The organism is Telluria sp. ZB4P37 (assembly GCF_059685855.1).
In genome coordinates this window covers 48,667-74,216 of the sequence record NZ_JCASID010000008.1, presented here as the reverse complement: position 1 = coordinate 74,216, position 25,550 = coordinate 48,667, and the positions used below count along the sequence as shown (strand labels likewise).

The window sequence follows — 25,550 nt, the reverse complement described above, 5'->3', positions numbered from 1 at the left end:
CGGCCTCCGTCATGCTAGAAGAAGCCCGGGATAGGCACTGTGCGGTGACGTACACTGGGGACAGATGCGCCGCCCTGTTGCGGCTTGCCTCGACTCAGCCGGCCAGCGCCAGGCCGCCGGCCACGTGCCAGGCCTCGGCATGGCCGAGCTGGCGCAACAGGCGCGCCGCCCGTGCGCTGCGGTTGCCGCTGCGGCACATGAAGACCAGCGGACACGGTTCGCCTTGCAACCATGCCGCAGCCTGTCCGGCCAGCTGCGACAGCGGGACGTGGTGTGCAGCGCGACCGCCCAGGTGCGCGGCGCCGGCGGCGTGCTCGGGCAGCTCACGTACGTCGACCAGCAGTGCCTCCGGATGGGCGTCCAGGTAAGCGTGTGCGGCAGCCGCATCAAGGTGCATGCCGTCGTCTGGCAGCGGCTGGGCGCCGGGACGCGAAACCGCAGGCTCGCCAATGCGGTGGCAGCACAGGGCCAGGTCGGCGACCGTGGCATCGTGCGGCAGGGTGCCGAAGACAAAGCGCACGGCATGGGCCGGCAGCGTATCGCCCTCCGGCCTTCCCAGCAGGAAGGCGTCGCCGACCTTGAGCAGCAGGTCGCGGCCGAGCGTGATGGATTCGGGTGCCGATTCTGCGGCCAGGTCCATCAATGCGCACAGCGCATCGGCGCCGCCGGCCCCATGGCTGGTGTCGAAACAGGCGCTCAAGCGGCAGCCGCGGGCGCGCAGGTCGGCGGCGATGCGCGGCGCCAGTGCGGCCGGCGGATCGATGGCGATGCACTCGCGCCCTTCCTCGTCGAACAGCAGCCAGCCGCTTGCGCCACCCGACTCGAGTTGCTCCAGCCCCGACGGCGCCTTTGGGGCCGCCAGCGCCTGGCCGCAGCGCAGGATCCGGGTAAAGGCTTCGTTGACGAAGGCATCGTCCACCAGCGGACCGAAGGACATGCGCACCGCCGACGCGCTGCGCTCGGCCGGCACGCCCATCGCGTCGAGCACATAGCTTGGCGCGGCCTTGGCCGCCGAGCAGGCCGAGCCCGCGCTGACGCGCACGCCGGCGGCATCGAACAGGTCGAGCAGCTCCTTGCTGCTGCATCCCGGCACCGAGAAATTCAGGGTGGTCGGCAGTGCGTGCGCGAGCGGGGCGTTGAAGACGACGCCCGGAAAGGCATCGCGCAGTGCGCCGGCCAGCCGGTCGCGGCATGCCAGCAGCTCGGCGTGAGTGCGGAAGGTGCCGCCCTCTTCCAGCGCGGCGAGCACCGCTCCCAGGGCGGCGATGCCGCTCATGTTCTCGGTACCCGAGCGCTGCCCGGCTTCCTGGCCGCCGCCGCACATCAAGGGAGTATAGGGCGCGCCTTCGCGCACGTACAGCAGGCCGATGCCTTTCGGTGCATACAGCTTGTGACCCGAGAACGGCGCATAGTCGATGCGCGTGGCGTCCAGCGCCAGCGGCAGCTTGCCGAGCGCCTGCACGCAGTCGACCATCCACAGCGCAGGACTGGCAGTGTCACGCAGGACAGCGGCGATGCCGTCGAGATCGGACACGATCCCGGTCTCGTTGTTGGCCGCCATGGTGCACACGAATGCCGCGCGCGGCCCCAGTTCGCGCAGCAGCTCCAGGCGGTGGCGTCCGTCGGCATCGACCGGCAGCGCGCGCAGCACCAAGCCGGTGCCGAGCAAGCGGTTCCAGTGCGCCAGGGATTCCGGCACCGCCTTGTGCTCGGTAGCGCCGTACAGCAGCAGGTCGCCACAGGGCTCCCCGCGCAGGCGGCGCTCGCGCACCGCGCACAGGGCCGACAGCACGGCGGTCTGGATGCCTTCGGTGGCGCCGCTGGTGAACAGCACCCTGCCCCTGGGCGCGCCCAACACGCGACGCGCCGACGCGCGGGTCGCATCGAGCAAGGCCTTGGCGCGCAGGCCGGCCGCATGGCTACTGCTCGGGTTCCCGAAACAGGCCCCCATCGCAGCATTGGCGGCCGCCGCAGCGGCCGGCAGTACCGGCGAAGTGGCGTTGGCGTCGAGGTAGAGTTCGCTGTTCATAAAGATATTACAAAAAGGTAATTAATTGCTATGGATCGTGTTATTGTTAGTGAATATGTTACGGAACTGAACCGATAAAGGTATACCAATTTTCCTGACATATCCCGTACGTTTGGCATATATATTCTCCATATACCGTTATTTGGAAAATGAATTCACTCGACAAGTTTGATTGCGCCATTCTTGCCGCATTGCAGGCAGACGCTACCCTCTCGATTTCCGGCCTCAGCGAAAAGGTCGGGCTGTCCAGCACCCCATGCTGGAAGCGCGTCAAGCGCCTCGAGGAAGACGGGTATATCGAAAGCCGTGTCAGCATCGTCAACCGCAACAAGGTCGGCCTCCCTGTGACGGTCTTCGTCAGCGTGCGCACGAGCGAACACGATGAAAAATGGCTGGCGCGTTTCGCTGCATCTGTCGTCGCGCTGCCGGAAGTGCTGGAATTCCACCGCATGAGCGGCGATGTCGACTACCTGCTCAAGGTCGTCACCACCGATATCGCCGGCTACGACCGCTTCTACAAGAAGCTGATCAAGGCTGCGCGCCTGAGCGGGGTATCGTCCGCGTTCTCGATGGAGCAGATCAAGTACACCACCGCGCTGCCGCTGGAACTGATCTCGCACGGGCTGCCTGCCTGACTTCAAAAAGAGCGCCGAATCATGCGATGATGGCGACCGTTTGAAGTCAATCCAACGGAGACCAAGGAATGCCAATCAAGATGAACATGGCGCCGCTGGCGCTTGCCGCGCTGCTTGCCGCGCATGCCGGTTCGGCCACTGCCGCAGAACAGCTCGTGAAAATCGGTGTCAGCGGTCCGCTCTCGGGCGCGAATGCCTTCGCCGGCAAGGACAACGAGAACGGCGTGCGCCTCGCCGTCGAAGAACTTAACGCACAAAAACTCCAGGTCGGCGGCAAGCTGCTCCGCTTCGAGCTGCAGTCCGAAGATGACGGCGGCGACCCGAAACAGGGCGTGACCGTGGCGCAGAAATTCGCCGACGCCGGCGTCAAATTCGTGCTCGGGCCCTACAACTCGGGCGTGGCGATTCCCGCTTCGCGCGTCTACAACGACAGCGGCATCCTGATGTCGACCGTCGGCACCAATCCCAAGATCACCGCGTCGGGCTACCCGACCGTGTTTCGCATCGTGGCCAGCGACACCCAGGTCGGCGGCTCGGTCGCGGCCTATGCGGCCAAGGAGCTGAAGGTCAAGAACGTGGGGGTCATCGACGACCGCACCGCCTTCGGCCAGGGCATCGCGATGGAATTCAAGCGCCAGGCGCAAGCCAACGGCATGAAGGTCGCGGGCCACGAATACACCACCGACAAGGCCAGCGACTTCGCCGCCATCCTCACCGCCCTCAAGGCCAAACGCGTGGATGCGGTGTTCTTTGGCGGCTATGCGCCGCAGGCCGCCCCGATGGTGCGCCAGATGAAGCAGCTCGGCCTGAACGTGCCGCTGCTGGGCGGCGACACCCTGTGCAGCCCCGAGATGGCCAAGCTCGGCGGCCCTGCCGTCGGCGAGAACGTGCGCTGCGCCCAGGCCGGCGCCATCGTCGCCAAGCAGCCGGGCGGCCCGGCCTTCATCAGCAGCTACAAGGCGCGCTTCAAGCGCGAGCCGGACGTGTATGCGCCCTCGTTCTACGACCAGACCAAATTCATCGCGCAGGCGATGAAGACCGCGAACTCGACGGACGCAGCCAAGGTCGGCGCGGCGATGCACACGATCAGCTATCAGGGCGTGGTCGGCACCTATGGGTACGACCCGAAGGGCAACCTGAAGAAGACCGCCGTCACCGTCTATACCTTCAAGAACGGCGCATTGACGCCGCTGGCCAGCTACTGATTCAGGAAGAACCACGATGAAAGCATTGTTCAAACTCGGCGCCGTGGCTGCGGCCGCGCTGCTCGCCTGCTCGTCGGTGTTGGCGGCGCCCACGACGCCGCCGAAGCCTGCCTCCGCTGCGGCCAGCTTCGAAAGCCGCCAGATCAACGCCCTGGCCGACGAGTATTACGAGTCGCTGGCGCGCTTCGAGCCGGTATGGGCCACCGAAAACGGCGACAGCCGCTTCAACGACAAGCTGGGCCTGTCGATCTCGCCGACACTGCGCCAGCAGCAGTTCGCCCTATACCGCGGCTACCTCAAGCGCCTGGGCGCGATCCCGCGCGAGCGCCTCGGCAGCCGTGACCAGACCAGCCACGACATCCTGAAGTTCGAACTGGGCACCGCGCTGCGCCTGGCCGCCTTCCCCGAGCACCTGATCCCGATCGACCAGATGGTCAGCATGCCGGTGATCCTGGCGAACTACGCCAGCGGCCAGGGCGCCCAGCCGCTCACCACGGCGCGCGAGTACCGTGCCTACCTGAGCCGCCTGAACCAGCTGGTGCCGCACATCGACCAGTCGATCGTCAACATGCGCGAAGGGATCAAGCGCGGCGTCGTGCAGCCGCGCGAGCCGATGCTCTCAAGCCTGCCGCAGTTCAAGCAGCTGGTAGCCGCCAAGCCGGAAGAGAGCATCTTCTACACGCCGATCAAGAACATGCCGGCCAAGTTTTCCAGCGCCGACAAGCGCAGCTTGACGACCGCCTACCGCAAGGCGATCGCCAACAAGCTCAATCCGGCCCTGAAGCGCCTGGCCACCTTCATCGAGAAGGACTATCTGCCGAAGACCCGCCTAAGTGCCGGCTGGAACGCGCTGCCGCAAGGCGCCGCCTGGTACGCGGCGCGCGCCGCGGCGATGACCACGACCAGCCTCACGCCCGACCAGATCCACGAGATCGGCCTGAAAGAAGTGGCGCGCATCCAGGGCGAGTATGGCGTGACCGGACCGAAGATGGGCTATACCGGCCCCGCCGCCGGCCTGCCGCGCTGGGTGTCGGAGCAGCCGAAGTTCAAGCCCTTCACCTCCGACCAGCAGGTGATCGACGTATTCCGCGAGCTCGATGCGAAAGTGCGCACCAAGCTGCCGGCCCTGTTCACCTTGATGCCGAAGTCGCCGCTCGACCTGCGCCTGGAGCCGGAACTGTCGCGTGCGACCGCCTCGGACCACTACACGCCGCCGGCGGTGGACGGTTCGCGTCCGGGCGTGTTCTGGTCGGTGGTGAATGACCCTAAGCAGTACGGCAGTACCGGCATGGTCACGCTCTACCTGCATGAAGGCCAGCCGGGCCATCACTTCCACATCGCGCTGGTGCAGGAACTGGGCTTGCCGAATTTCCGCAAGTTTGGCGGCAACAACGCCTTTACCGAAGGCTGGGCGCTGTATGCCGAAACCCTGGGCAAGGAGATGGGGCTGTTCGAGAAGCCGGAAGACTATTTCGGCCACCTGAACGACGAGATGCTGCGCGCCGCGCGCCTGGTGGTGGACACCGGCCTGCACGCCAAGGGCTGGAGCCGCGAGCGGGCGATCAAATACTTCCAGGAGACGCTGGGCTATTCGGAGCACGAGGCGCGCGCGCAGATCGAGCGCTACATGGTGTGGCCGGGCCAGGCGCTGGGCTACAAGATCGGCTCGCTGAAGATCATGGAACTGCGCAAGCGCGCGCAGGATGCGCTGGGCAGCAAGTTCAGCCTGCCGGAATTCCACAAGGTCGTGCTGGAGGAAGGCACGCTGCCGCTGGCGGTGCTGGAGGCGAAGGTGGATCGGTGGATTGCGGAGACGAAATAAGGTAAAAGCCTTCCTTCGTTAGCTTAAAAACCGTCGTACCGGCGAAGGCCGGTACGACGGTCTTCAGGCTGGAGGTGCAAAAAAATCCCGCCGATCAGCCGATCATGAACACCGGATACCGCCTCCACTCCGGCTCCCGATAGCGCTCGCAGTTCGCAAAGATAAAGTCCAGCACCGCCTCCTGGTTCCCCAGCAGCGCCGCATTCTCCCTCTTCCACGCTTCAAACTTCGTCGCCAGCGCCGGCTCGTCGCTCAGCAGCTCCGCCGCGTGGTCCTCGAACACGTAATCCGAATACGCTTCTTTTTTCTCGAGCACGCTGTTGAAGAAGCCCCAGCGGAAGAAGCTGTCGTGGCCCTGCGGCTCGAGCGTCTCGACGGCATAGCGCGCATTGTCCTGGTCGAGCGGCACGATGACATCCCCCGCGCGCAGCTGTACCGAAGCGCGGCGCTTTTCCAGCACCACGTCGTCGTGGAACATATGGCCCTCGTAGGCGTTCGGGCGCGAAGTGACGGAGACGATGTGGTAATAGTCGACTTCTTCCACGCGGTCGGCGTCTATCCGCTCCAGGCGCACGCCGTTCCACTGCAGGCGCTCGATCGCCTCGACCCACTGTTGCGGCACGATGTAGGCGCGCGGCGCGGGGACGGTGATATCGGCCGGGAAGCTGTTGTAGTAGGCGATGTCGCGCTCCCACGGCTTCGTCCGGTCGTACGACAGGCGCGTGTAGGTGCCCAGCACGCTCGGCGTGTACTTCGCCTCATAGCCCTTGAAGCGGAACGAGGAGGGATTGGCCTCGTCCATCGCCCAGTGGATTGGCCACTCGGCACGGGTGCGTCCCTGCTCCCTGGCGGCGCGGCGCAGGGCCTGGATCTGGCCGCCGTGCTTCACCGTGAACTCGAGCGCGGTCTCTACCAGCGCACGCATCGACTCGTAGCGGTCCTTGAACGGCTTGAGCATGTGCGTCTCGGGCATGAAGCCGATCGTGTGGTGCAGGGCTGCGTAGCCGGTCGAGAAGCGCGCGGTCTCGAGGAATTCGGCGATGCCGTGGTCCGGGCAGTCCTTGACCGGGTTCACGTAGGGGCAGGTCGGCCAGCCGCGCGCTTCCATGCCGGCGTACATGGCCGGCAGCATGGTCGAGCGCAGGAAGCCGCCCAGCTCCTCGCCCAGCTTGTCGGCCTGGGTGTGGATCAGGGTCATCGTGTAGCTGTAATCGGCGCCGTTCGAGGTGTGGGTGTCGACCATCACGTCCGGGTCCCAGGCGGTGAACAGCTGGTTGAACACACGGGCGGTCAGGGTGTCGCACTTGACGAAGTCGCGGTTCAGGTCGAGGTGGCGGCTGTTGCCGCGGAAGCCGAACTGCTCGGGGCCGTCCTGGTTCACGCGCGAGGTGTCGGCGCGATTCAGGCTGCCGTCCACGTTGTACAGCGGGACGAACAGGAACACCGTGTCGCCTAACGCGGCCAGGCGCTCGTGCTGGGTGCAGAAGTCGCGCACCAGCGCCATGCAGCTGTCGACGCCTTCCGGCTCGCCCGGATGGATGCCGTTATTGTTGAAGAAGACCGGACGGCCGGCGCGCTTGATTTCCTCGCGGTCGAACACGCCGTCGCCGCTTACCACGCCCGCGTGGATCGGCACGCCGGCATCGGACACGCCCACCTGGGCAAAGTGCAGCACACCGGGATAGCGGCGCGCCAGGTCTTCGTACCATGCGATGCAGTCGCGCAGCGTGGTCGTCTGGTTCAGGTTGCCCTGTTCGTAGGGGGTCAGCAGTTGGTTGGACATGGTGTGCTTATCTGTTTGGTTAATTACTGAATCGTCGTCGGCACGGCAACCGGCGCGGTGAGCGGCAGCGTGATCGCCAGCACGGTCCCGCCGCCGGGGCTGGAACGCACGTCCATCACGCCGTGCACCGCGTACACGCGCTCGCGCATGCCGATGATGCCGATGCCTTCCGAGGCGCTGGCCGGATCGAAGCCGTTGCCGTCGTCGGCCACGACGATGCGCAGGGTCTGCGCGCCTTCGTCGAGCACCAGGCGCACCTGGGCCGAGGTGGCCTGCGCGTGCTTCATGATGTTCGACAGGGCTTCCTGCACGATGCGGTAGGCTGAGATGGCCAGTTCGTTGGGCAGGCGCGAGAAATCGCCCTCGCCGTGGAATTCGAAACCGCAGCCGGAGCCGCTGTCGTAGTGGCGCACCATCTCTTCCACCGCCCCGTGCAGGCCCAGCATGTCGAGCACTTCGGGACGCAGGCGCCGCACCAGGCGGCGGCCGTTGGCGTACAGGTCGAGCGCCAGCTTGGTGATGGCCTGCGACTTGCGCCCGATCTCGTCGATCTCCGGACAAGGCACCGCCTTGGCCGCCAGGGCGCCAATGGCCTGCGCCTCCAGGCGCGCGGCGATCAGGGAGGCATTGAGTTCGTCATGGATCTCGACCGCGATGCTCTTGCGCTCGTCCTCGATGATCGAGTTCACTTTCTGGATCAACTTGCGCTTGTCGGCGTCGGCGCGCAGTGCCTCGTTGCGCGAGGCGAGCAGGTCGCGGGTGCGCTCGGCCACCTTGTTCTCGAGGTCGCGCTTGGATTCGTCCAGCGCCAGCGCCATCTCGCCGATCGAGGCCTGCAATTCGCCGACCTCGCCGCCGGTGGTGACCGGCAGGTGCACGCGGAAATCGCCGTTGCGGATGCGGCTTAGGGCCCCGATGGCTTCGCGCAGCGGCACCGTGAGCGAGCGCGCCAGCACCCATGCCAGGATGCCGCTGACGGCCAGCGCCAGCGCGGCGATGCCGAGCTCGAACTGGAAGCGGCGGGTCTGCTTGGCCATCATGTTCGAGGGCGACATCGTCACCCGCACCCAGCCGACCACCTCGGTGGTGAGGGTCGGGGGACGCAGCAGGCTCGAGGCGGAGACGTGGGGCGTGCCGTTGTCGGTGAACAGGTTGATCCACACCACCTGCTTCTTGATCGGCGCCTCGTAGTAGTGCGGCTGGGCGTCGATCGCCGATTCGGAATCGACGCGCACCGCCTGGGTGCCGTCCACGCCCACCACCTCGATGCGATACAGGCTGCTGTCGGACTGCACCAGGCCATTGATGGTCAGGCGCAGGTCGGACAGGTTGCCCGAGATGACGTTGTATTCGCTGGTTTCGGCCAGCGCGCGCGCCAGGATGCGCCCGCGCTCGGACAGCTCCTCGGCCACCTGCGAGCGGTGCGAATACCACGAGTACCAGACAAAAGAGGTGAACAGGCAGGCCACCGGCAGCATGGTGATGAAGGTCATGCGCCGGCCGATGCTCCAGCCGCGCCAGAAGCGCATCGTCATGGCTTGGGCGCCGCGGGGGCCAACGGGACGGCAACCGGGGGAATCACCGGCGGCGCAAGCGGCGGGGCAAGCACGGGGGCCACCGCCGGCGGGCGCAAGGGCGCACCGGAACGCGCCGGCGCGCGCGCGAACTTGCGCGCGCTGTCGGTCACGCGCACGTCGAGCGAGCGCGCCACGCCTTCGTTGACCAGGGTGCGGAAGTAGCGCGGGAACTGCGGCGGGGCCAATTCGCCCGTGGCCACGAAGCTGGCCGCGATTTCGGCCACCTGGGTGTTGATGTCCTCGATCTCGGAGTAGGTCGTGGCCAGCGCGCCGACCTTCACCATGTCGGCCGAGAAGCCGATCACGCCCTGCTTGCGGCGGTAGGTCGAGAGCAGGATGTTGCGCACGTTCTCCGGGTTGTAGACGTCGCCGTCGGGCAGCGCCAGCAGCACTTCGGAGCGCGTCATGCGGTTGAGCGTGTGGTTGATGTCGTCGCCCAGCGCAAGCGGCTGCACGTCGACCTCGTTTTCCAGGGTGGGGCGAAGAAAGGCGGTGTCGCGCCCGAGGATGGCGCCCACGCGCACCGGCCGCCCGTACAGCAGCGCGGCCAGGCGCAGCTGGTCGGCCGGCGCCGGCTCGGCATACACGGCAGTCATCGAGGCGGCGCGGCCAGGGGCGGACTTCGTCACCGCGCGCCAGACCTGGCTCGAAGTGAAGGCCGAGATCACCACGCAGTCGCAGCGGCGCGCCACCGCGTCGCGCAAAGCGGTCGGGCCAATGGCCACGTAGAGCATGCGGCGGCGCTGTCCCAGCTCGGTGCGGAAGGCGGCGAAGGTGGGCACCAGGCGCTTGTACAGGTCTTCGGCGATGCGGCGCGTGACTTCGCTGTCGTCGCCGGTGACAATCTGGAAGCGGAATCCCGTGACCTTGGCCTCCTCCGCCGCGCCCTGCTGCGGGGCAGCCTGCGCCGCGCAGGCGAGCAGCACGAGCGCGGCGCAGGCCGTGCGCAGGGACCTGGAGATCTGCATCGGCGTTAGGGTTCGATCAGGCCGTGCTTCACGGCCAGCAGGGTGATGTTGGCCTGGCGGTGCACGCCCAGCTTTTCCTTGATCGACTGGCTGATATTGCTGATGGTCTTGGTCGACAAATCGAGCTTCTCGGCGATTTCGGCATTGGTCATGCCCTCGGCCATCAGCTTGAAGATCTCGAGCCCGCGTTCGTCGAGCTGCGATTGCGGCGTGACGTCGCCGCGCACCGCCATGCTGGCCAGGCGCGAAGCGATCTGCGGCAGGAAGTACAGCTTGCCGTCGTGGGCGTGGCGCACCGCGGTGACCAGGTCGGAGGGGTCGCAATCTTTCGTGACGAAGGCGTGCGCGCCCATGCGATAGGTTTCCTTGATCAGGCTGTCCTGGTCGAACTGGCTCAGGAAGATGATCTTCGCGCGCGGGTCGTCCTTCAGGATGCTTTGCGCGGCATCGAGGCCGGTGAGCTCCGTCCCGAAACGCATGTCGAGGATGACCACGTCGGGCTGCTGCGACGCGTACAGCGCCACCGCCTCGCTCGGGGTCTTGGCCTGGCCCACCACCTGCATGCCTGCCGCTTCCAGCGACATGGCAAAGCCGGTCATGACGATCGGATGGTCGTCGGCCAGCATCACGCGAATCGGTTTTTTCTGTTCGGACACCACTTTTGCTCCTGTCTTGAGGCCCGCTTACATTCGCTTACCAAGTTCTGGCATCTATGTGTGCCAACTGACGGAAAGGGTGCGGGTAATAGGAGGATTATTTCATACAACGCGTCACGATGCGAGTGCCCGCTGTTCCTCCTGCGCCGGCGCTCGATCGCTTGCATATGGAATCAAAATTACTACGAAATCGCTTTACAGATTGCTAGGCTCTAGCATATATTGGTTCCATCACCTGTTCGATGCATATCTTTCCTGAAGCAAAAAGTTCTGCGACCCCCATCGCTAGACGACAAGAAAAGGAGATCGCCATGCACTTCTCGCAAATCAATGATGCCCCCGGCGGCAAGGCCGGCAAGTTCGCCCTGGTCGCCGGCCTGCACGCCCTGGTCGCAGTCGGGATGGTCAACATGATGAACACCAAGACCATCAGCCTGCCCACGCTGATCGACGACAAGATCGTCTGGATGCAGCCCGAGATCCCGCCGCCACCGCCGCCAGAACCGCCACAGCCGCAGCAGCGGGTTTCGAAGCCCGACATCGTGGTGCCGAAGACGGAAGTGGAAGTGCCGCCGCCGCCGGTGCAGGACCAGGTGCAAGCGAGCACCGAGCCCAATCCGGCACCGGAACCGGCCCTGCCTTCGCAGAACGACGCGCCTCCGGCGCCGCCGACCACCAACAGCAATCCGGGCGAGATGCGCAGCGCCGTGCTGGCCGACGCCAATGGCTGCGCCAAGCCGGACTACCCGGTGAATGCGGCGCGCAATGGCGACACCGGCACCGTGACGCTGGCCCTGATGGTGGGCGCCGACGGCCGGGTGCAGGGTTCGCGCGTGCAGAAATCGAGCGGCTCGCGTGACCTGGACCGCGCCGCGGTCAATGCCCTGAGCCTGTGCCAGTTCAAGCCGGCCATGAATGGCGGCGTCGCCGAAGCCGGCTGGGCGCAGATCGCCTACGTCTGGACCCTCGAGTAAGCCTGACCGTTTTTCCCCTCTTCGCCCGCCCCAGCTTCTAGCCTGGCGGGCTTTTTTTCGCCCGCAGTTTCGCTATTCGCCCCGGAGGCCGCCTACCTACACACCCGCAGCACCGACAACAACACCAACAAATGGAGAGAGAAGATGCATACCGCTGGATCCTTGAGGGCGCCGCCGCGCGCCCTGGGCCTGGCCGCGCTGGCGGCCGCCTGCCTGACCCTGGTGGCACTGGCCTGGCTGGCCATTGCCCCCGCCCCGCCCCCATCCCTGCCCGCTGCGGCGCCCCAGCTCGAGCGCATGCTGCGCCACGTGGCGGTGCTGGCAAGCGAACCGCGGCCGATTGCCACCAGGGCCAATGCAAGGGCGCGCGACTACATCCTGGGCCAGCTGCGCGGCATGGGCTTGAGCCCCCTGGTCCAGAAAACCACCGTGCAGAAGTCGGTGATCCAGTACTGGGGCGGCAGGCATGTGACCGTGGGGGTGGTCCACAACATCCTCGTGCGCATTCCGGGCAGCGCAGCCGGCGCTGCGCAGCGTCCGTCGCTGCTGCTCGCGGCGCACTACGACACCGGCAAGGCCACGCTGGGCGCGGCGCGCTCGGGCGCGCAGGTGGCGGCGTTGCTGGAAACCGCGCGGGTGCTGCGTTCGGGCCCTGCGCCGGCGAACGACATCGTGCTGCTGTTCGCCGATGGCGACAGCGTCGGCGCGCTCGGGGCGCAGGGCTTCGCGGAGCAGCATCCGTGGGCGCGCCAAGTGGGACTGGCCCTGCGCTTTGACAGCGCGGGCAGTAGCGGGCCGCCGGTGTTGTATGACGCTGCCGGCGCCGGCAGCGCCGTCCTGCGCGGCGTCCCCGCGGCGGTGCCGGGCATCGATGGCACTTCGCTGACGGCCGGGCTGGCCAAGCTTCTGCCCGACACGCTGCGCATCGGGCCACTCGCCGGCATGGATGCCCCTGCCCTGCTGTTCGCGAATACCGGCAAGCTTTTCGATGCCGAAGGCGTGCTCGATACGCCGCAGCGCCTGGACCCGGCCATGCTGGCGCAACTGGGCGACACCATGTTGCGCCTGGCGCGCCACTTCGGCGACGCCCCGCTGGCGCGCGGGGCGCACGGTGCGCACAGCTATTTCGCCCTGCCGCTGGTGGGCAGCGTCCAGCATCCGGCGCTGTTGTCCTGGGCTCTCGCGGCGCTGTGCTGCCTGATGCTGGTGCGCGGCTACCGCAGGGCGCTGGCGGAGTCGGATACTACCGTCGCGCCGCTGGTGCAGGGTTTTTTTGGCATCGCGCTGGTGCTGCTGGCGGCGCGCATGGGCCTGTGGGAGCGGCGCGAGGAAGTGGCCGCGTTGACGCAGGCGGCCGGCAAGGAGCCGGTGCTGGTGTTCGCGATCATGTGCGGCTGCCTGTTCATCGGCGCGCTCTACCTGCTGCGCTGGGCGGCCGGCGGCGTGCCGGTCTTCCTTGGGGCGATGGCCTGGATCACCGCGGTGCTGGCCGGGGTGCTGCTGGTGGCGCCCGCCGTGGCCTATTTGCTGGCCTGGCCGCTGGCGGCGGCGCTCGGCGCCTTTACGGCGCTGCGGGCTGTCCGCGGCTTGTGGGCACGCCTCGCGCTCGTCGCGGCCGGGCTCACCCCGGCGCTGGTGCTGTTCCTGCCCGCCGTCGCTGATGCCTGGACCGCGCAGGCGCCGCAGGGGCTGTACGTGCCCGCGCTGGTAATCGCCATCCTGATGCTGCTGTTCGCGAGCATATTCCTGCTGCTGCCGCTCGGGCGCGTCGCCGGGCCCGCGCTGGCGCTGGTGTTTGCCGGCTGCGCGGTGCTGCCGCCTTCCGTATCCGATGCGGCGGCAGGGCCCGCACCGCAGGAACACCCGTCCATCGAGCCGAACCGGCTGGTCTATTTCAAGGACATGAACAGCTGGCGCGCCTACTGGCTGCTGCCGCCGCAAGCGCTCGACGCCTGGTCGAAGGATTTGTTCCCGGACCTGGCCCAGCCTGCGATCCATGTGGATGTCTTCGGCTGGCACAGCCCTCGTCAGTGGTATGCGATTGCACCGCGCGAAGACCGCATCGCCTTCCCCGAAGCCTTTCTGCTGAAGAATCCGGCCCTGGCCTGGACCAATGCGAAGCCGACGACGCGGCAGGTCGAGTTCACGCTGCGTTCGAAGAACCGCGCGCCGCACATCGAGCTGTGGGCCGCCGGCACCAAGCCGCTCCGCTCGACCATGAACGGGCGGGTGCTGACCGCCAGCGAAGGCGGATGGTCGATGTCGCTGTACGGGATGGAGGACCAGCTGCTGCGCTTTACCCTCAATGCCAAGGGCGAAGACCTGCTGGCGATCGTGGTCGAGGAGCGCATGCCCGGTTTGCCGACCCACCTGCTGCCGCCCGGCGCACCGCCGCGGATGCCGGGAACGGGCATGACAATCTCCTCGGACGTGCTGCGGTTTTACTGAGAAGTTGGCATACAATGGTCGGCGCCCGCCGCGCACTATCGGCGTCCTACCATTCACGTTTAATTAATCTACGCAGCAGGATTCCATGCACAAGATCGTCTCCTCCGTTGTCCTCACCGCCCTCGCGGGCAGCCTGGCACTGGCCTATCCGGCCCACGCCGCCGGCGCAGCCAAGTCACAGGTTGCGACCGTCAAGGAAGCGCCGCTGCGCGCCCACCTGGCCTTCCTGTCGTCCGATGCGGTCGAAGGCCGCGGCACCGGCCAGCGCGGTGGCGAACTGACCGTCACCTATCTCGAAACGCAAGCCGCGGCCGCGGGCCTGAAGCCCGCCAACAACGGCAGCTTCCGCCAGCCGGTGAAGATCGCGGGCGTGCGCTCGCTGCCGCAGAAAAGCAATCTCGGCATCACGGCCGGCGGCCAGACGCTGCCGCTGCAATTCGGTTCCGACTGGGTCTGGGGCCCGGGCGACGCCAAGCCTGACCACACGCTCGACGCTGAGATGGTGTTCGTCGGCTACGGCATCAACGCGCCGGAAGAAGGCTGGGACGATTTCAAGGGCATGGACGTCAAGGGCAAGGTCGTCGTCATGATGGTGAACGACCCGGCGCCGACCGCCGCCGAGCCGAAGCGCTTCAACGGCGCCGGCCTGACCTATTACGGCCGCTGGACCTATAAACTGGAAGAAGCCGCGCGCCAGGGCGCCGCCGGCGTGTTGCTGATCCACACCGACGCATCGGCCTCCTACGGCTGGAGCGTGGTGCAGAACAGCTGGGCCGCGGCCGAGCGCTTCCAGCTGGCCGAGGGCAAGCTGGGTACCGGCCTGCAGGGCTGGATGATTGACGCCACCGCGCGCAAGCTGTTCGCCGCCAGCGGCCAGGATCTCGACAAGCTGCGCCTTACGGCCGAAGACAAGGCCTTCAAGCCGGTCGTGCTCAACGCCCGCGTGAGGGGCGAGGCGCGCGCGGAAGTGCGCACGCTGAACGAATTCAACGTGGCCGGCATCGTGCCGGGCACCGACCCGAAGCTCAAGGACGAAGTCGTGGTCTACAGCGCGCACTGGGACCACATGGGCAAGCAGGGTAGCGAGGGCGACACCATCTTCAACGGCGCCGTCGACAATGCTTCGGGCACCGCCGCGCTGCTGGCGATGGCCGCCGAAGCCGTGCGCAATCCGGCCAAGCGCAGCCAGATGTTCCTGTGGGTCGCGGCCGAAGAACAGGGCCTGCTGGGCAGCGCGGCCTACGCCACCAAGCCGCTGTGGCCAATCGAAAAAACCGTCGCCAACCTGAACCTGGACAGCCTGAACTTCGTGGGCCTGGTCAAGGACGTCAGCACCCCGGGCAGCGAGCGCACCGACCTGGGCGCGATGGCCGCCGCCACCGCCAGGAATATGGGCCTGCAGATCGCCGAGGCCAAGCCGGACCTGGCCGGCGGCTACTTCCGCAGCGACCACTTCAGCTTCGCCAAGGCCGGCGTGCCGGCGTTCTCGGTGGGTGCGGGCCACGGCTGGGTGAAGGACGTCGAGGCCAGCGAGGCCAAGCAGAAGGCCTACCGCGCGCGCTACCACCAGGTGTCGGACGAATACGATCCGAACTGGGACCTGTCGGGCATGGTGCAACAGGCGCAGTTCACGCTGAACCTGGGCCGCATGGTCGCGGATTCGCCGAAGGCGCCGATGTGGAAGGCGGGTGATCCGTTCGGGAAGGCGCGCACGGCGGCGAAATAGGCTCGCAGTACCACAGGACGGTATGCCGTCGTGATTCGTAGCGTGGGCAGGTTTCCTGCCCACGCGGCGCAGGCGATTCCCCGCGACGGGTAGAGCCGCCCACCCTATAGGCGACGTGAAATTTTATTTCACCGAAGCTGCATTGATGAAATTTTATTTCAGCTACTGAATCACCCCACAAGCCATCCGCGCACCCCCACCACCGAGCGGCGCAGGATGGTCAGCATGATTATCCCCACCCGCATGCACCATCAAGGCCTTGCCCTTGACGTCCGCCATCTTCAGCCGCGGCGCCAGCACCGGGTTGGCCGACGCCCCATTCGCATCGACGCTCAAGGCCGGCAAATCGCCCAAATGACCCTCGCCCCAGGGCAGGCCGTGCTTGCCTGTCTTGGCGGGATCGAGGTGGCCGCCCGCGGCGCCTGCCGCTACCGTCTTGCCATCCTTCTGGTTCGGGCCGCAGCTGCCGTTTTCGTGCACATGAAAGCCGTGCAGGCCGGCAGGCAGGCCACTCAGGGAAGGCGTGAACACGAGGCCATGCGGCGTCTCGCTGATGGTGACGGCGCCCACGTTGGCGCCCTCGCCCTTCTCGGTCGCCATCTTCATGGTCACCTTCACGTCGGCAGCATGGGCGGCGGCGCAGCTCGCGCCCAACAGGACGGCACAGATCCAGCGAATGGTCATGACAAGCTCCTTGGGAGTCGGTTGAATGAACGAGAACCGGAACAAGTGTATGCCATCCCCCTGGATGGGGGCGTCCTGCTGGGGAGCCTGCGCAGAAGCGAACCCCAGTCCGTGGCCGGAATGCCAGGTCTTTCGGCAAGGCCGGCGACAGGCCGGACTCGCCGGTGCCCGGCCGGCAAACATCAAGCTAGTTCGGCCACATCCGGTTCTGCCCTGCGCTGCTCCGCTTCCTGCGCAGCCTGCGAGCACTGCGGCAGCTGCGCCAGGATGTCCGCCAGTGCGCGGAACTCCACCGGCTTCACCAGGTGATAGTCGAAGCCGGCCGCTTTTGAAAGGTCGCGGTCGCGCTCCTGGCCGTAGCCGGTCAGCGCGATGAACACCGCCTGCGGATGCTCGCGGCGCAGGCGGCGCGCCAGTTCATAGCCGGTCATGTCGGGCAGGCCGATGTCGAGGATGAAGGCGTGGGTATGCGCGATCCCGCTCGAGGCCAGCGTGCGCACGCCGTCCTCGAACACGTTCACGCTATGGCCCTGCGCGCGCAGCAGCACCGCCAGCGACTGGGCCGCGTCGGCATTGTCATCGACGATGGTCAAGGTGCACGGCGCCACGGAGCGTGCCGCCGCTTGCAGGTGCGCGGGGCCGGGGACGCCCGCCGCATCGACCAGCGGCAGCAGCACCGACACCGAGGTGCCCAGGTTCAGGCCATCGCTGTGCGCCTCGACCTGGCCGCCGTGCATCTGGACGATGCTCTTGACCAGCGCCAGGCCGATACCGAGGCCGCCCTGCGAGCGGTCCGGCGTGCGCTCGGCCTGCGTGAACAGGTCGAACACGTGCGGCAGCAGCTTGGCGTCCATGCCGCTGCCGTTGTCGATCACGGTCATGCGCGCCGCATCGAGCCCGGCTTCCAGGCGCAGCGTGATGCGGCCCTGCGGCGGCGTGTACTTGGCCGCGTTGTTGAGCAGGTTGACCAGCACCTGCACCAGGCGCGTGCGGTCGCCCGCCACCACCACCGGCAGCGCCGGCGCTTCCACCGTCAGCAGGTGCTCGCGCGCCTCGATGTGCGGGCGCGCCTGCTCGACGGCGGCGCGCAGCACCGCGTCCAGGTCAAGCGGTTCGGTGTCCAGCTTGACCAGGCCGCGCGTCACGCGTGAGACGTCCAGCAAATCGTCCACCAGCTCCGTCATGTGGCGCACCTGGCGCGAGATGATGTTGCCGGCCTTGAGGCGCAGGTTCTCGTCCACGGTCGGCAGCTTGAGCAGCTGCGCCGCATTCGTGATCGGCGCCAGCGGGTTGCGCAGCTCGTGCGCCAGCATGGCCAGGAACTCGTCCTTCATCTTGCTGTGGCGCTCGGCCTCGGCGCGCGCGGCGCGTTCGCTGGCGAGTAATCCTTCGCGTTCCTTCGCCGCGCGCTGGGCCAGCTCATACAGGCGCGCATTGTCGATGGCCACCGCGGCCTGCGACACGAAGCCGGTGATGAGCTGCTCGGTGCGCTCGTCGAACATTTTCGTCTGCGAGTGGCCGAAGAACAGCCCGCCGAGCACCTCGCCCGAGCGCGAATACACCGAGGCCGCCAGGTAGCTGCGCACCGGCAGGTGCCCTTTCGGCATGCCGTGGTGCGGCCCCATGCTGCCGTAGCGCGGGTCCTTGGTGATGTCGTCGCTGCGGATCGGCACCGCGCCATGGAAGGTGGGGCCGAAGAGCGCGGTCGGGCGCGGATGGCCCAGGTGGGCAAAGGCTTCGCGCGGCGCGCCGCTGAGCGTATAGAGCAGGAAGGCGTCGCCGTTGTCGTCCTTGCCGTTGTAGAAGAAGGAGCCGAATTCGGCGCCGGTCAGTTCGGTGGCGGCGTCGGTGATCGACTGCAGCAGGGTATCGATGTCGAGCGTCGAGGCCAGCGCCTTGCCGGCGCGGTTGAGCAGTTCGAGGATGCGCGTCTCTTCGCGCAGCGCCTCTTCGGCGCGGATCCGGCGCAGCGCCTCCCAGGTGCGGCGCGCCAGGTCTTCGGCCAGCGTGCGCTCGTCGTCGGTCCAGCGGTAGGCATGGTCCTTGTACAGGAAGCCGGCGCCGTGCAGGCGGTTGCCGTCCTTCAGGGGAATGACGATCACGGAATGGATGCCGAGCGCCAGGCAAGGCATGGCGACCGGCGCGCAGTCCGGGTCGGTCTTGACGTCGTTGATGCAGATGGTGGTGCCGGCGCGCAGCGCCTCTAACTGCGCGGGCGAGAGCATGTCGAGCGGCAGCGTGCCCTGCGCGCCACCGGTCTCGACGCCCTCCATCCATTCTTCCTTCACCGCGAAGCCGCGCTGCTCCTCGTCGAGCTCGGCGTAGGCGACTTTCGAGCCGGTGAAGTATTCGCTGGTGAGGCGGATGGTGGCCTTGAGCATCGGGCCGAATTCGGTCTCGCGGCGCAAGGTGTCGGCCAGCTTGAGCTGGTAGGCCTGGCGGCGTTCGCCCATCACGGCCTTGGTGGTTTCCACGCAGGTGGCGAAGACGCCTTTGATCGCGCCGGACGCGCTGTAGATCGGGCTATATGAGTGGCTGAAGTAGCAGCTCTCGGCAAAGCCATTGCGGTTGAGCGTGATCTGGAATTCGTCGTCGGCGAAGGTTGCGCCCTGGCGTACCTGCTCCCACAGCGGTGCGATGGTCGGCCAGGCCTCGGACCAGGTGATGCGGGTGTCGACGCCCAATGCGTTGTCTGCTTTCGCCCCCAGGATGGGGAGATAGGCGTCGTTGAAGAACTGAATGTACGAGTCGCCCCAGGCGAGGTAGGCCGGCATGCGCAGGTCGAGCACGGTGCGCACCGCGTGCTTCAGGCTTTGCGGCCAACTGGCAACCGGGCCGACCGCGGTGGTCTCCCAAGGGAAGGCGCGCATCTGGCGCTCCATCTCCGTGATGCGGCTGTCCGGCATGGCAGGCGCGCGAGTGGCGTCCGGGGTCGCGTCAAATGGCCAGGGCATATTGCTCGGTGGGGTAAGAAGTATGGAAAGATCGATGAATCAGCAGCGGATCATAGCAGTCATTACGCAGGATGGGCGTACGGATGAGTAAACGGCAAACATAGCATGGGCGCGCTGCACACCTCCATTGCGTAACCACCGATCGCTTTTATTCAGCGTCAATATTGCACGCCGAAATTCCCCAAGAATGGCTCCTTCGGCTGCTCAGGCAGGGTCAACAAGGGGACACGATGAGGGGGAAACATCAATGCAGGATACTCGCGGCTTTTTCGTTCTTCCGCAAGGCTTTGAAGGCGGCGGCTACTGCGTACGTGTACGGCACACCTGAGGTTCCAACCGCACCGCTCCCACAGGAGCGGGCTGGAGGTTGACATACGTGCGATCCGTAGGGATGGGAGGGAAGCACCGTGTAATCGGCTGGATGGCCAGTACGATCAAGGGGCAACAGCCAAGCTCATCGGTCTTTTCCTGCAGCACCCCATAGTGAAGGCAGTCCGATTCAACGATATTTCCATCCCTGGCGTCCGTTCACTGGCCGGTCATCACGATCATTTTCATGTCGAAGTGCGTTTTTGAGGCGAGGCATGTTCACACTAACTTTTCTGTTGGTCGCATGTCGTTTGCCGTGAGCGCTAGCGCCGAGGACAGCGGGCCTGGCCCTTATAAGAAGGCAGCGACGACCTACCGCATCTACGGCGGTAGCTTGGGGGATGCGACGGCGCCGACTGTCAAAGATAAGAAGATCGCCATTTCAATGGAAGGGCGGGCTGCCAGGGAGCTGTTCGATGCGATCGGTCCTGATCAGCACGACGCGTGCACTGAGGGCACCGGCACGCGTGTCAGGTTCCGTGACAAAGGCAATCTGATGTGCAGCCGGCAATGACAGCAATGCGCCATCCTGCAGGCTGACTGAATCGAGGAGCGTTACGATTTGCGGCGGCGCGCTGCGCCCATGCCCAGCAAGGCCAGGCCGAACAAGGCCACGGATGCGGGCTCCGGCACGTCGGCCGCGGTACCGTGCAGGCGGAATGCCATGTCACCGATCGTCGTCGAAGTTTGGACGAAGGACATGTTCGCGAACTGCGCCATGCTTCCGTCGCCACCCGTCATGCCGTACAAGCCGGTCTGGGTCCAGTTGGCGGTCAATGCCGTCATGCCGATCCAGTATCGGGTGTTGGCCAGCATGTCGAAGCCGCTGAAATCCGCATGCAAGCGATGCTGTCCGTCGTTGGCGCCGTCAGTATCGACGATGGAGGTGACCGAGTTGAAGCTGGCAATGACGTCGCCGGGGATGCCTGCATCGCTCCATATCGTGATCTGCACGGCGTCGCCCACGAAACCGAAGAAGTCGCTGCTATAGATGTCCATCCCGTTGATCCGCGTCGTGTTGTTGAACGACACCTGATCGGCGAAGTGCTGGATCGGCAAGGTGTTGGTCCAGCGATCACCGGATGCGTTGTCCGAGCTCGCAACCGGGCTGTAATCCCAGACGATCGATGCAAAACTCGAGCTTGCTGCGAAACTGAACAGGACGCTGGCGACAACTTTGGACATGAATTTGTAAGACATGGATTGATCCTAGTGTGGAGAATTGTTATGAATTTCTAATATTTATTTAAAGCAATTCTCGTACCAGAACTTTCTTACTGGTATTTTTACTTTTGCAATCATTGACTTAGGAATTCAGGATTGCGCGTCGAACGAATTGTCCACATGACGACAGCGCCACTGTAAAACTTTCCGACAGCGCACATGATGCGGCAAAAAAAACGGCACCCCTCAGGGTGCCGTTCTCATTCAGCCAGCTAAACGATTACTCGTCGTCGCCATGATGCTGCTCAGCCGGAGCCGCAGCATTCTGCTGGTCTTCCATCGCCTGCAGTTCGGCAGCCATGTTGGCCTTCTCCTGCTGCAGCAGTGCCTGGCGCTCTTCCGCCTCCCACACTTCCTTCTCTTTCTTGGCGCGATGGAATGCCAGGCCGGTACCGCCAGGGATCAGGCGGCCGACGATGACGTTTTCCTTCAGGCCGCGCAGGCCGTCGCGCTTGCCCATGATCGCAGCTTCGGTCAGCACGCGGGTGGTTTCCTGGAACGATGCGGCCGAGATGAACGAATCGGTCGACAGCGATGCCTTGGTAATACCCAGCAGGACGTTCTCGTAGGTCGCTTGCAGTTTGCCTGCGGCTTCCATGCGGTCGTTCTCTTCCAGCAGTTCCGAACGCTCCACCTGCTCGCCGACGATGTAGTCGGTGTCGCCGGCTTCGACGATGGCCACGCGGCGCAGCATCTGGCGCACGATCACTTCGATGTGCTTGTCGTTGATCTTCACGCCTTGCAGACGGTAGACGTCCTGCACTTCGTCGACGATGTAACGTGCCAGCGCTTCGATACCCAGCAGGCGCAGGATGTCCTGCGGATCGGCTGGACCATCGACGATCATCTCGCCCTTGTTCACGACTTGACCATCGTGGACCAGCACTTGCTTGTCCTTGGTGATCAGGAACTCGTGCTTGTTGCCGTCCATGTCCGTGATTTCCAGACGCTGCTTGCCCTTGGTTTCTTTACCGAAGGCGACGGTACCGGTGACTTCGGCCAGCATGCCCGCGTCTTTCGGCGAACGTGCTTCGAACAATTCGGCCACGCGTGGCAGACCACCGGTAATGTCGCGGGTCTTCTGCGATTCGGTCGGGATACGTGCCAGCACTTCACCCACCGAGACGCTTTGGCCGTCTTTCACCATGATCAGCGCGCCAACCTGGAAACCGATCGTCACGGCGTGTTCGGTGCCGGCGATCTTCACTTCCTGGCCTTCTTCGTTCAGCAGCTTGACCTGCGGACGCACAACCTTGCCTGCGGAACCACGACGCTTCGGATCGATCGCGACCAGGGTCGACAGGCCGGTCACTTCGTCGACCTGGCGAGCGACGGTGACGCCCTCTTCCACGTTCTCGAACTTGATCGTACCTGCGTACTCGGTGATGATCGGACGGGTCAGCGGATCCCAGGTTGCCAGGGCGGTGCCGGCCTTGACTGCCTGGCCATCCTTGACGATCAGGGTCGCGCCGTACGGCACCTTGTGACGCTCGCGCTCACGGCCGTGGTCGTCGGTGATCAGCACTTCGCCCGAACGGGTAATGACGATTTGCGCGCCCTTGCCGTTGGTGACGTAACGCATGGTCGCCGTGAAGCGGACCGTACCGTTCGACTTGGCTTCGACCGACGATGCCACTGCTGCACGCGATGCCGCACCACCGATGTGGAAGGTACGCATGGTCAGCTGGGTACCCGGCTCACCGATCGACTGTGCTGCCACGACGCCGACTGCTTCGCCGCTGTTGACCATCGAGCCGCGGCCCAGGTCGCGACCGTAGCAGGATGCGCACAAGCCGTAACGGGTGTCGCAGTTCAGCGGGGTGCGGACCTTGACTTCGTCGATGCCGAGGCGTTCGATCTCTTCGACCATGTCTTCGTCCAGCAGCGTGCCGGCTTCGTACACGGTTTCCTGGGTTTCAGGATTGACGACATCGTTGCCCGTCACGCGGCCGAGGATACGGTCGCGCAGCGCTTCGATGACTTCACCGCCTTCGACCATCGCCTTCATGAAGGTGCCGTTGGTGGTGCCGCAATCGTCCTCGATGACCACCAGGTCCTGGGTCACGTCGACCAGGCGGCGGGTCAGGTAACCCGAGTTTGCCGTCTTCAGCGCGGTGTCGGCCAGACCCTTACGGGCGCCGTGCGTCGAGATGAAGTACTGCAGAACGTTCAGGCCTTCGCGGAAGTTCGCGGTAATCGGCGTTTCGATAATCGAACCGTCCGGCTTGGCCATCAGGCCTCGCATACCAGCCAGCTGGCGAATCTGCGCTGCCGAACCACGGGCGCCCGAGTCGGCCATCATGTAAATCGCGTTGAACGATTCCTGGGTGCCTTCGGTGCCGTCGCGGCGGGTGACCGGCTCGACTTTGAGCTGGTCCATCATCGCCTTGCCGACTTCATCCGAGGTCTTGCCCCAGATGTCGACGACCTTGTTGTAACGCTCGCCGGCGGTGACCAGGCCCGAGCTGTACTGCTGCTCGATCTGCTTCACTTCCGCTTCGGCGGTCGCGATCATGCCCTTCTTGACGTCCGGGATCTTCATGTCGTCGACGGCGATCGAGATACCGGCGCGCGTCGCCAGGCGGAAGCCCGACTGCATCAGCTTGTCGGCGAACACGACGGTCGCACGCAGGCCGCACTTGCGGAACGACGTGTTGATCAGCTTCGAGATTTCCTTCTTCTTCAGCGAGCGGTTCAGCACGCTGAACGGCAGGCCTTTAGGGAGGATCTCGGACAGGATCGCACGGCCGACGGTGGTCTCGTAGCGCGTGACGGTGCGCTCGAATTCCTCGGTGCCGGCAACGCGTGGGTATTCGACGATACGCACGGTGATGCGGGTCGCGAGTTCCACTTCCTTGTTGTCGTACGCGCGGATGACTTCCGACACGTCCGGGAACATCATGCCTTCGCCCTTGGCGTTGATCGCCTCGCGGCTCGCGTAGTACAGGCCCAGCACGATGTCCTGGGACGGGACGATCGACGGTTCGCCGTTCGACGGGAACAGGATGTTGTTCGACGCCAGCATCAGCGTACGCGCTTCCATCTGCGCTTCGATCGACAGCGGGACGTGGACTGCCATCTGGTCACCGTCGAAGTCGGCGTTGAACGCCGCGCAGACGAGTGGGTGCAGCTGGATGGCCTTGCCTTCGATCAGGACCGGCTCGAACGCCTGGATACCGAGGCGGTGCAGGGTTGGTGCACGGTTGAGCATGACCGGGTGTTCCTTGATGACTTCTTCAAGGATGTCCCAGACCACTGGTTCCTGGATTTCGACCAGCTTCTTGGCCGCCTTGATGGTCGTTGCCAGACCCATCAGTTCGAGCTTGTTGAAGATGAACGGCTTGAACAGTTCCAGGGCCATCAGCTTCGGCAGGCCGCACTGGTGCAGTTTCAGCTGTGGGCCGACCACGATGACCGAACGGCCCGAGTAGTCGACGCGCTTGCCCAGCAGGTTCTGACGGAAACGGCCGCCCTTACCCTTGATCATTTCGGCCAGCGACTTCAGCGGACGCTTGTTAGCGCCGGTCATCGCTTTGCCGCGACGGCCGTTGTCCAGCAGCGAGTCGACTGCTTCCTGCAGCATGCGCTTCTCGTTACGCGTAATGATTTCCGGTGCGCGCAGTTCCATCAGGCGCTTCAGGCGGTTATTACGGTTGATGACGCGGCGATACAGGTCGTTCAGGTCGGAGGTCGCGAAACGGCCACCGTCCAGAGGGACGAGCGGACGCAGCTCCGGCGGCAGGACCGGGAGCACTTCCATGATCATCCAGTCAGGCTTGATGCCCGAACGCTGGAAGGCCTCGAGCACTTTCAGGCGCTTGGCATATTTCTTGATCTTGGCTTCGGATTTCGATTCTTTCAGCTCCACGCGCAGGGCTTCGGCATCGCGGTGGATGTCGATCGAGCGCAGCAGCTCACGGATGCCTTCGGCGCCCATGAATGCGGTGAAGTCGTCGCCGTACTCTTCGTACTTGGCGGCGTAGTCGTCTTCCGACATGATCTGCGACTTCTTCAGCGGGGTCATGCCAGGATCGGTCACGACATATGCTTCGAAGTAGAGGACGCGTTCGATGTCCCGCAGCGTCATGTCCAGGACCATGCCCAGGCGCGACGGCAGCGACTTCAGGAACCAGATGTGCGCGGTTGGCGAAGCCAGTTCGATGTGGCCCATGCGCTCACGGCGCACCTTGGCCAGCGTGACTTCGACGCCGCACTTCTCGCAGATCACGCCACGGTGCTTCAGGCGCTTGTACTTGCCGCACAGGCACTCGTAGTCCTTGATCGGGCCAAAGATCTTGGCGCAGAACAGGCCGTCGCGCTCCGGCTTGAAGGTGCGGTAGTTGATGGTTTCCGGCTTCTTGACTTCGCCGAAGGACCACGAACGGATTTTTTCAGGCGACGCCAGGCCAATCTTGATGGCGTCGAAGGTTTCGTTCGTCTGAACTTGCTTGAATAGATCGAGCAGTGCTTTCATTTATCACTCCAGGTGATTGAAT

At 65.2% G+C, this 25,550-nt stretch carries 16 protein-coding genes; 7 read left to right on the top strand and 9 right to left on the bottom strand.

Annotated elements, in window-relative coordinates:
• Window positions 1-94: 94 nt before the first annotated feature.
• Complete coding sequence (locus AC56K1_RS14230) at window positions 95-2,029, bottom strand: aminotransferase class V-fold PLP-dependent enzyme (protein WP_497158480.1); 1,935 nt, start codon at window positions 2,027-2,029, stop codon at window positions 95-97.
• A gap of 149 nt (window positions 2,030-2,178) precedes the next feature.
• Between AC56K1_RS14230 and AC56K1_RS14225 the strand changes: the two genes are divergently transcribed.
• The 3 genes from AC56K1_RS14225 to AC56K1_RS14215 all read left to right on the top strand — a co-directional run bounded on the left by AC56K1_RS14225 (window position 2,179) and on the right by AC56K1_RS14215 (window position 5,691).
• On the top strand, window positions 2,179-2,664 hold the full coding sequence (locus tag AC56K1_RS14225; protein ID WP_497132119.1) for an Lrp/AsnC family transcriptional regulator: 486 nt from the start codon (window positions 2,179-2,181) through the stop codon (window positions 2,662-2,664).
• Window positions 2,665-2,732: 68 nt separating this feature from the next.
• On the top strand, window positions 2,733-3,869 hold the full coding sequence (locus AC56K1_RS14220; protein WP_497158479.1) for a branched-chain amino acid ABC transporter substrate-binding protein: 1,137 nt from the start codon (window positions 2,733-2,735) through the stop codon (window positions 3,867-3,869).
• Window positions 3,870-3,885: 16 nt separating this feature from the next.
• A complete protein-coding gene (locus AC56K1_RS14215) occupies window positions 3,886-5,691 on the top strand; it encodes a DUF885 domain-containing protein (RefSeq protein ID WP_497158478.1) in 1,806 nt (601 codons plus the stop codon).
• A gap of 94 nt (window positions 5,692-5,785) precedes the next feature.
• Here the strand turns inward: AC56K1_RS14215 and AC56K1_RS14210 are convergent, their stop codons facing one another.
• From AC56K1_RS14210 to AC56K1_RS14195, 4 genes are read right to left on the bottom strand one after another with little or no spacing between them, the layout of a single operon-like run.
• Window positions 5,786-7,474, bottom strand: coding sequence for a M14 family zinc carboxypeptidase (locus AC56K1_RS14210; protein WP_497158477.1), 1,689 nt, complete (start codon window positions 7,472-7,474; stop codon window positions 5,786-5,788).
• Window positions 7,475-7,497: 23 nt separating this feature from the next.
• Window positions 7,498-9,009, bottom strand: coding sequence for a sensor histidine kinase (locus tag AC56K1_RS14205; RefSeq protein WP_497158476.1), 1,512 nt, complete (start codon window positions 9,007-9,009; stop codon window positions 7,498-7,500).
• A complete protein-coding gene (locus tag AC56K1_RS14200; RefSeq protein WP_497158475.1) occupies window positions 9,006-10,019 on the bottom strand; it encodes a hypothetical protein in 1,014 nt (337 codons plus the stop codon). Before AC56K1_RS14200 ends, AC56K1_RS14205 begins: the two co-directional genes overlap by 4 nt.
• Window positions 10,020-10,024: 5 nt before the next feature.
• Window positions 10,025-10,675, bottom strand: coding sequence for a response regulator (locus AC56K1_RS14195; RefSeq protein ID WP_489876084.1), 651 nt, complete (start codon window positions 10,673-10,675; stop codon window positions 10,025-10,027).
• A 311-nt stretch (window positions 10,676-10,986) separates the two neighbouring features.
• Here AC56K1_RS14195 and AC56K1_RS14190 point away from each other — a divergent pair, with 311 nt between their 5' ends.
• The 3 genes from AC56K1_RS14190 (at window position 10,987) to AC56K1_RS14180 (ending at window position 15,823) form a co-directional block, all read left to right on the top strand.
• Complete coding sequence (locus AC56K1_RS14190) at window positions 10,987-11,649, top strand: energy transducer TonB (RefSeq protein ID WP_497158474.1); 663 nt, start codon at window positions 10,987-10,989, stop codon at window positions 11,647-11,649.
• A 144-nt stretch (window positions 11,650-11,793) separates the two neighbouring features.
• Window positions 11,794-14,097, top strand: coding sequence for a M28 family peptidase (locus tag AC56K1_RS14185; protein ID WP_497158473.1), 2,304 nt, complete (start codon window positions 11,794-11,796; stop codon window positions 14,095-14,097).
• A gap of 85 nt (window positions 14,098-14,182) precedes the next feature.
• Window positions 14,183-15,823 (top strand): M28 family peptidase, encoded by a 1,641-nt coding sequence (locus AC56K1_RS14180; protein ID WP_497158472.1) that lies wholly within the window; start codon window positions 14,183-14,185, stop codon window positions 15,821-15,823.
• 162 nt (window positions 15,824-15,985) lie between these two features.
• Here the strand turns inward: AC56K1_RS14180 and sodC are convergent, their stop codons facing one another.
• The gene (gene sodC / locus AC56K1_RS14175; RefSeq protein WP_497158471.1) at window positions 15,986-16,507 is read right to left on the bottom strand and encodes a superoxide dismutase [Cu-Zn] SodC; all 522 of its coding nucleotides are present in this window, start codon (window positions 16,505-16,507) and stop codon (window positions 15,986-15,988) included.
• Between the two features lie 182 nt (window positions 16,508-16,689).
• Window positions 16,690-19,461, bottom strand: a complete 2,772-nt coding sequence (locus tag AC56K1_RS14170; RefSeq protein ID WP_497158470.1) for a GAF domain-containing protein — start codon at window positions 19,459-19,461, stop codon at window positions 16,690-16,692.
• A 556-nt stretch (window positions 19,462-20,017) separates the two neighbouring features.
• On the opposite strand from AC56K1_RS14170, the gene AC56K1_RS14165 reads away from it, so the two are divergent.
• A complete protein-coding gene (locus AC56K1_RS14165) occupies window positions 20,018-20,344 on the top strand; it encodes a hypothetical protein (RefSeq protein ID WP_497158469.1) in 327 nt (108 codons plus the stop codon).
• Between the two features lie 41 nt (window positions 20,345-20,385).
• Here the strand turns inward: AC56K1_RS14165 and AC56K1_RS14160 are convergent, their stop codons facing one another.
• Together AC56K1_RS14160 and rpoC are read right to left on the bottom strand one after the other, a co-directional pair.
• Window positions 20,386-21,030, bottom strand: coding sequence for a PEP-CTERM sorting domain-containing protein (locus AC56K1_RS14160; protein ID WP_497158468.1), 645 nt, complete (start codon window positions 21,028-21,030; stop codon window positions 20,386-20,388).
• Window positions 21,031-21,274: 244 nt separating this feature from the next.
• Window positions 21,275-25,528, bottom strand: a complete 4,254-nt coding sequence (rpoC, locus tag AC56K1_RS14155) for a DNA-directed RNA polymerase subunit beta' (RefSeq protein ID WP_497158467.1) — start codon at window positions 25,526-25,528, stop codon at window positions 21,275-21,277.
• Between the last annotated feature and the right edge of the window lie 22 nt (window positions 25,529-25,550).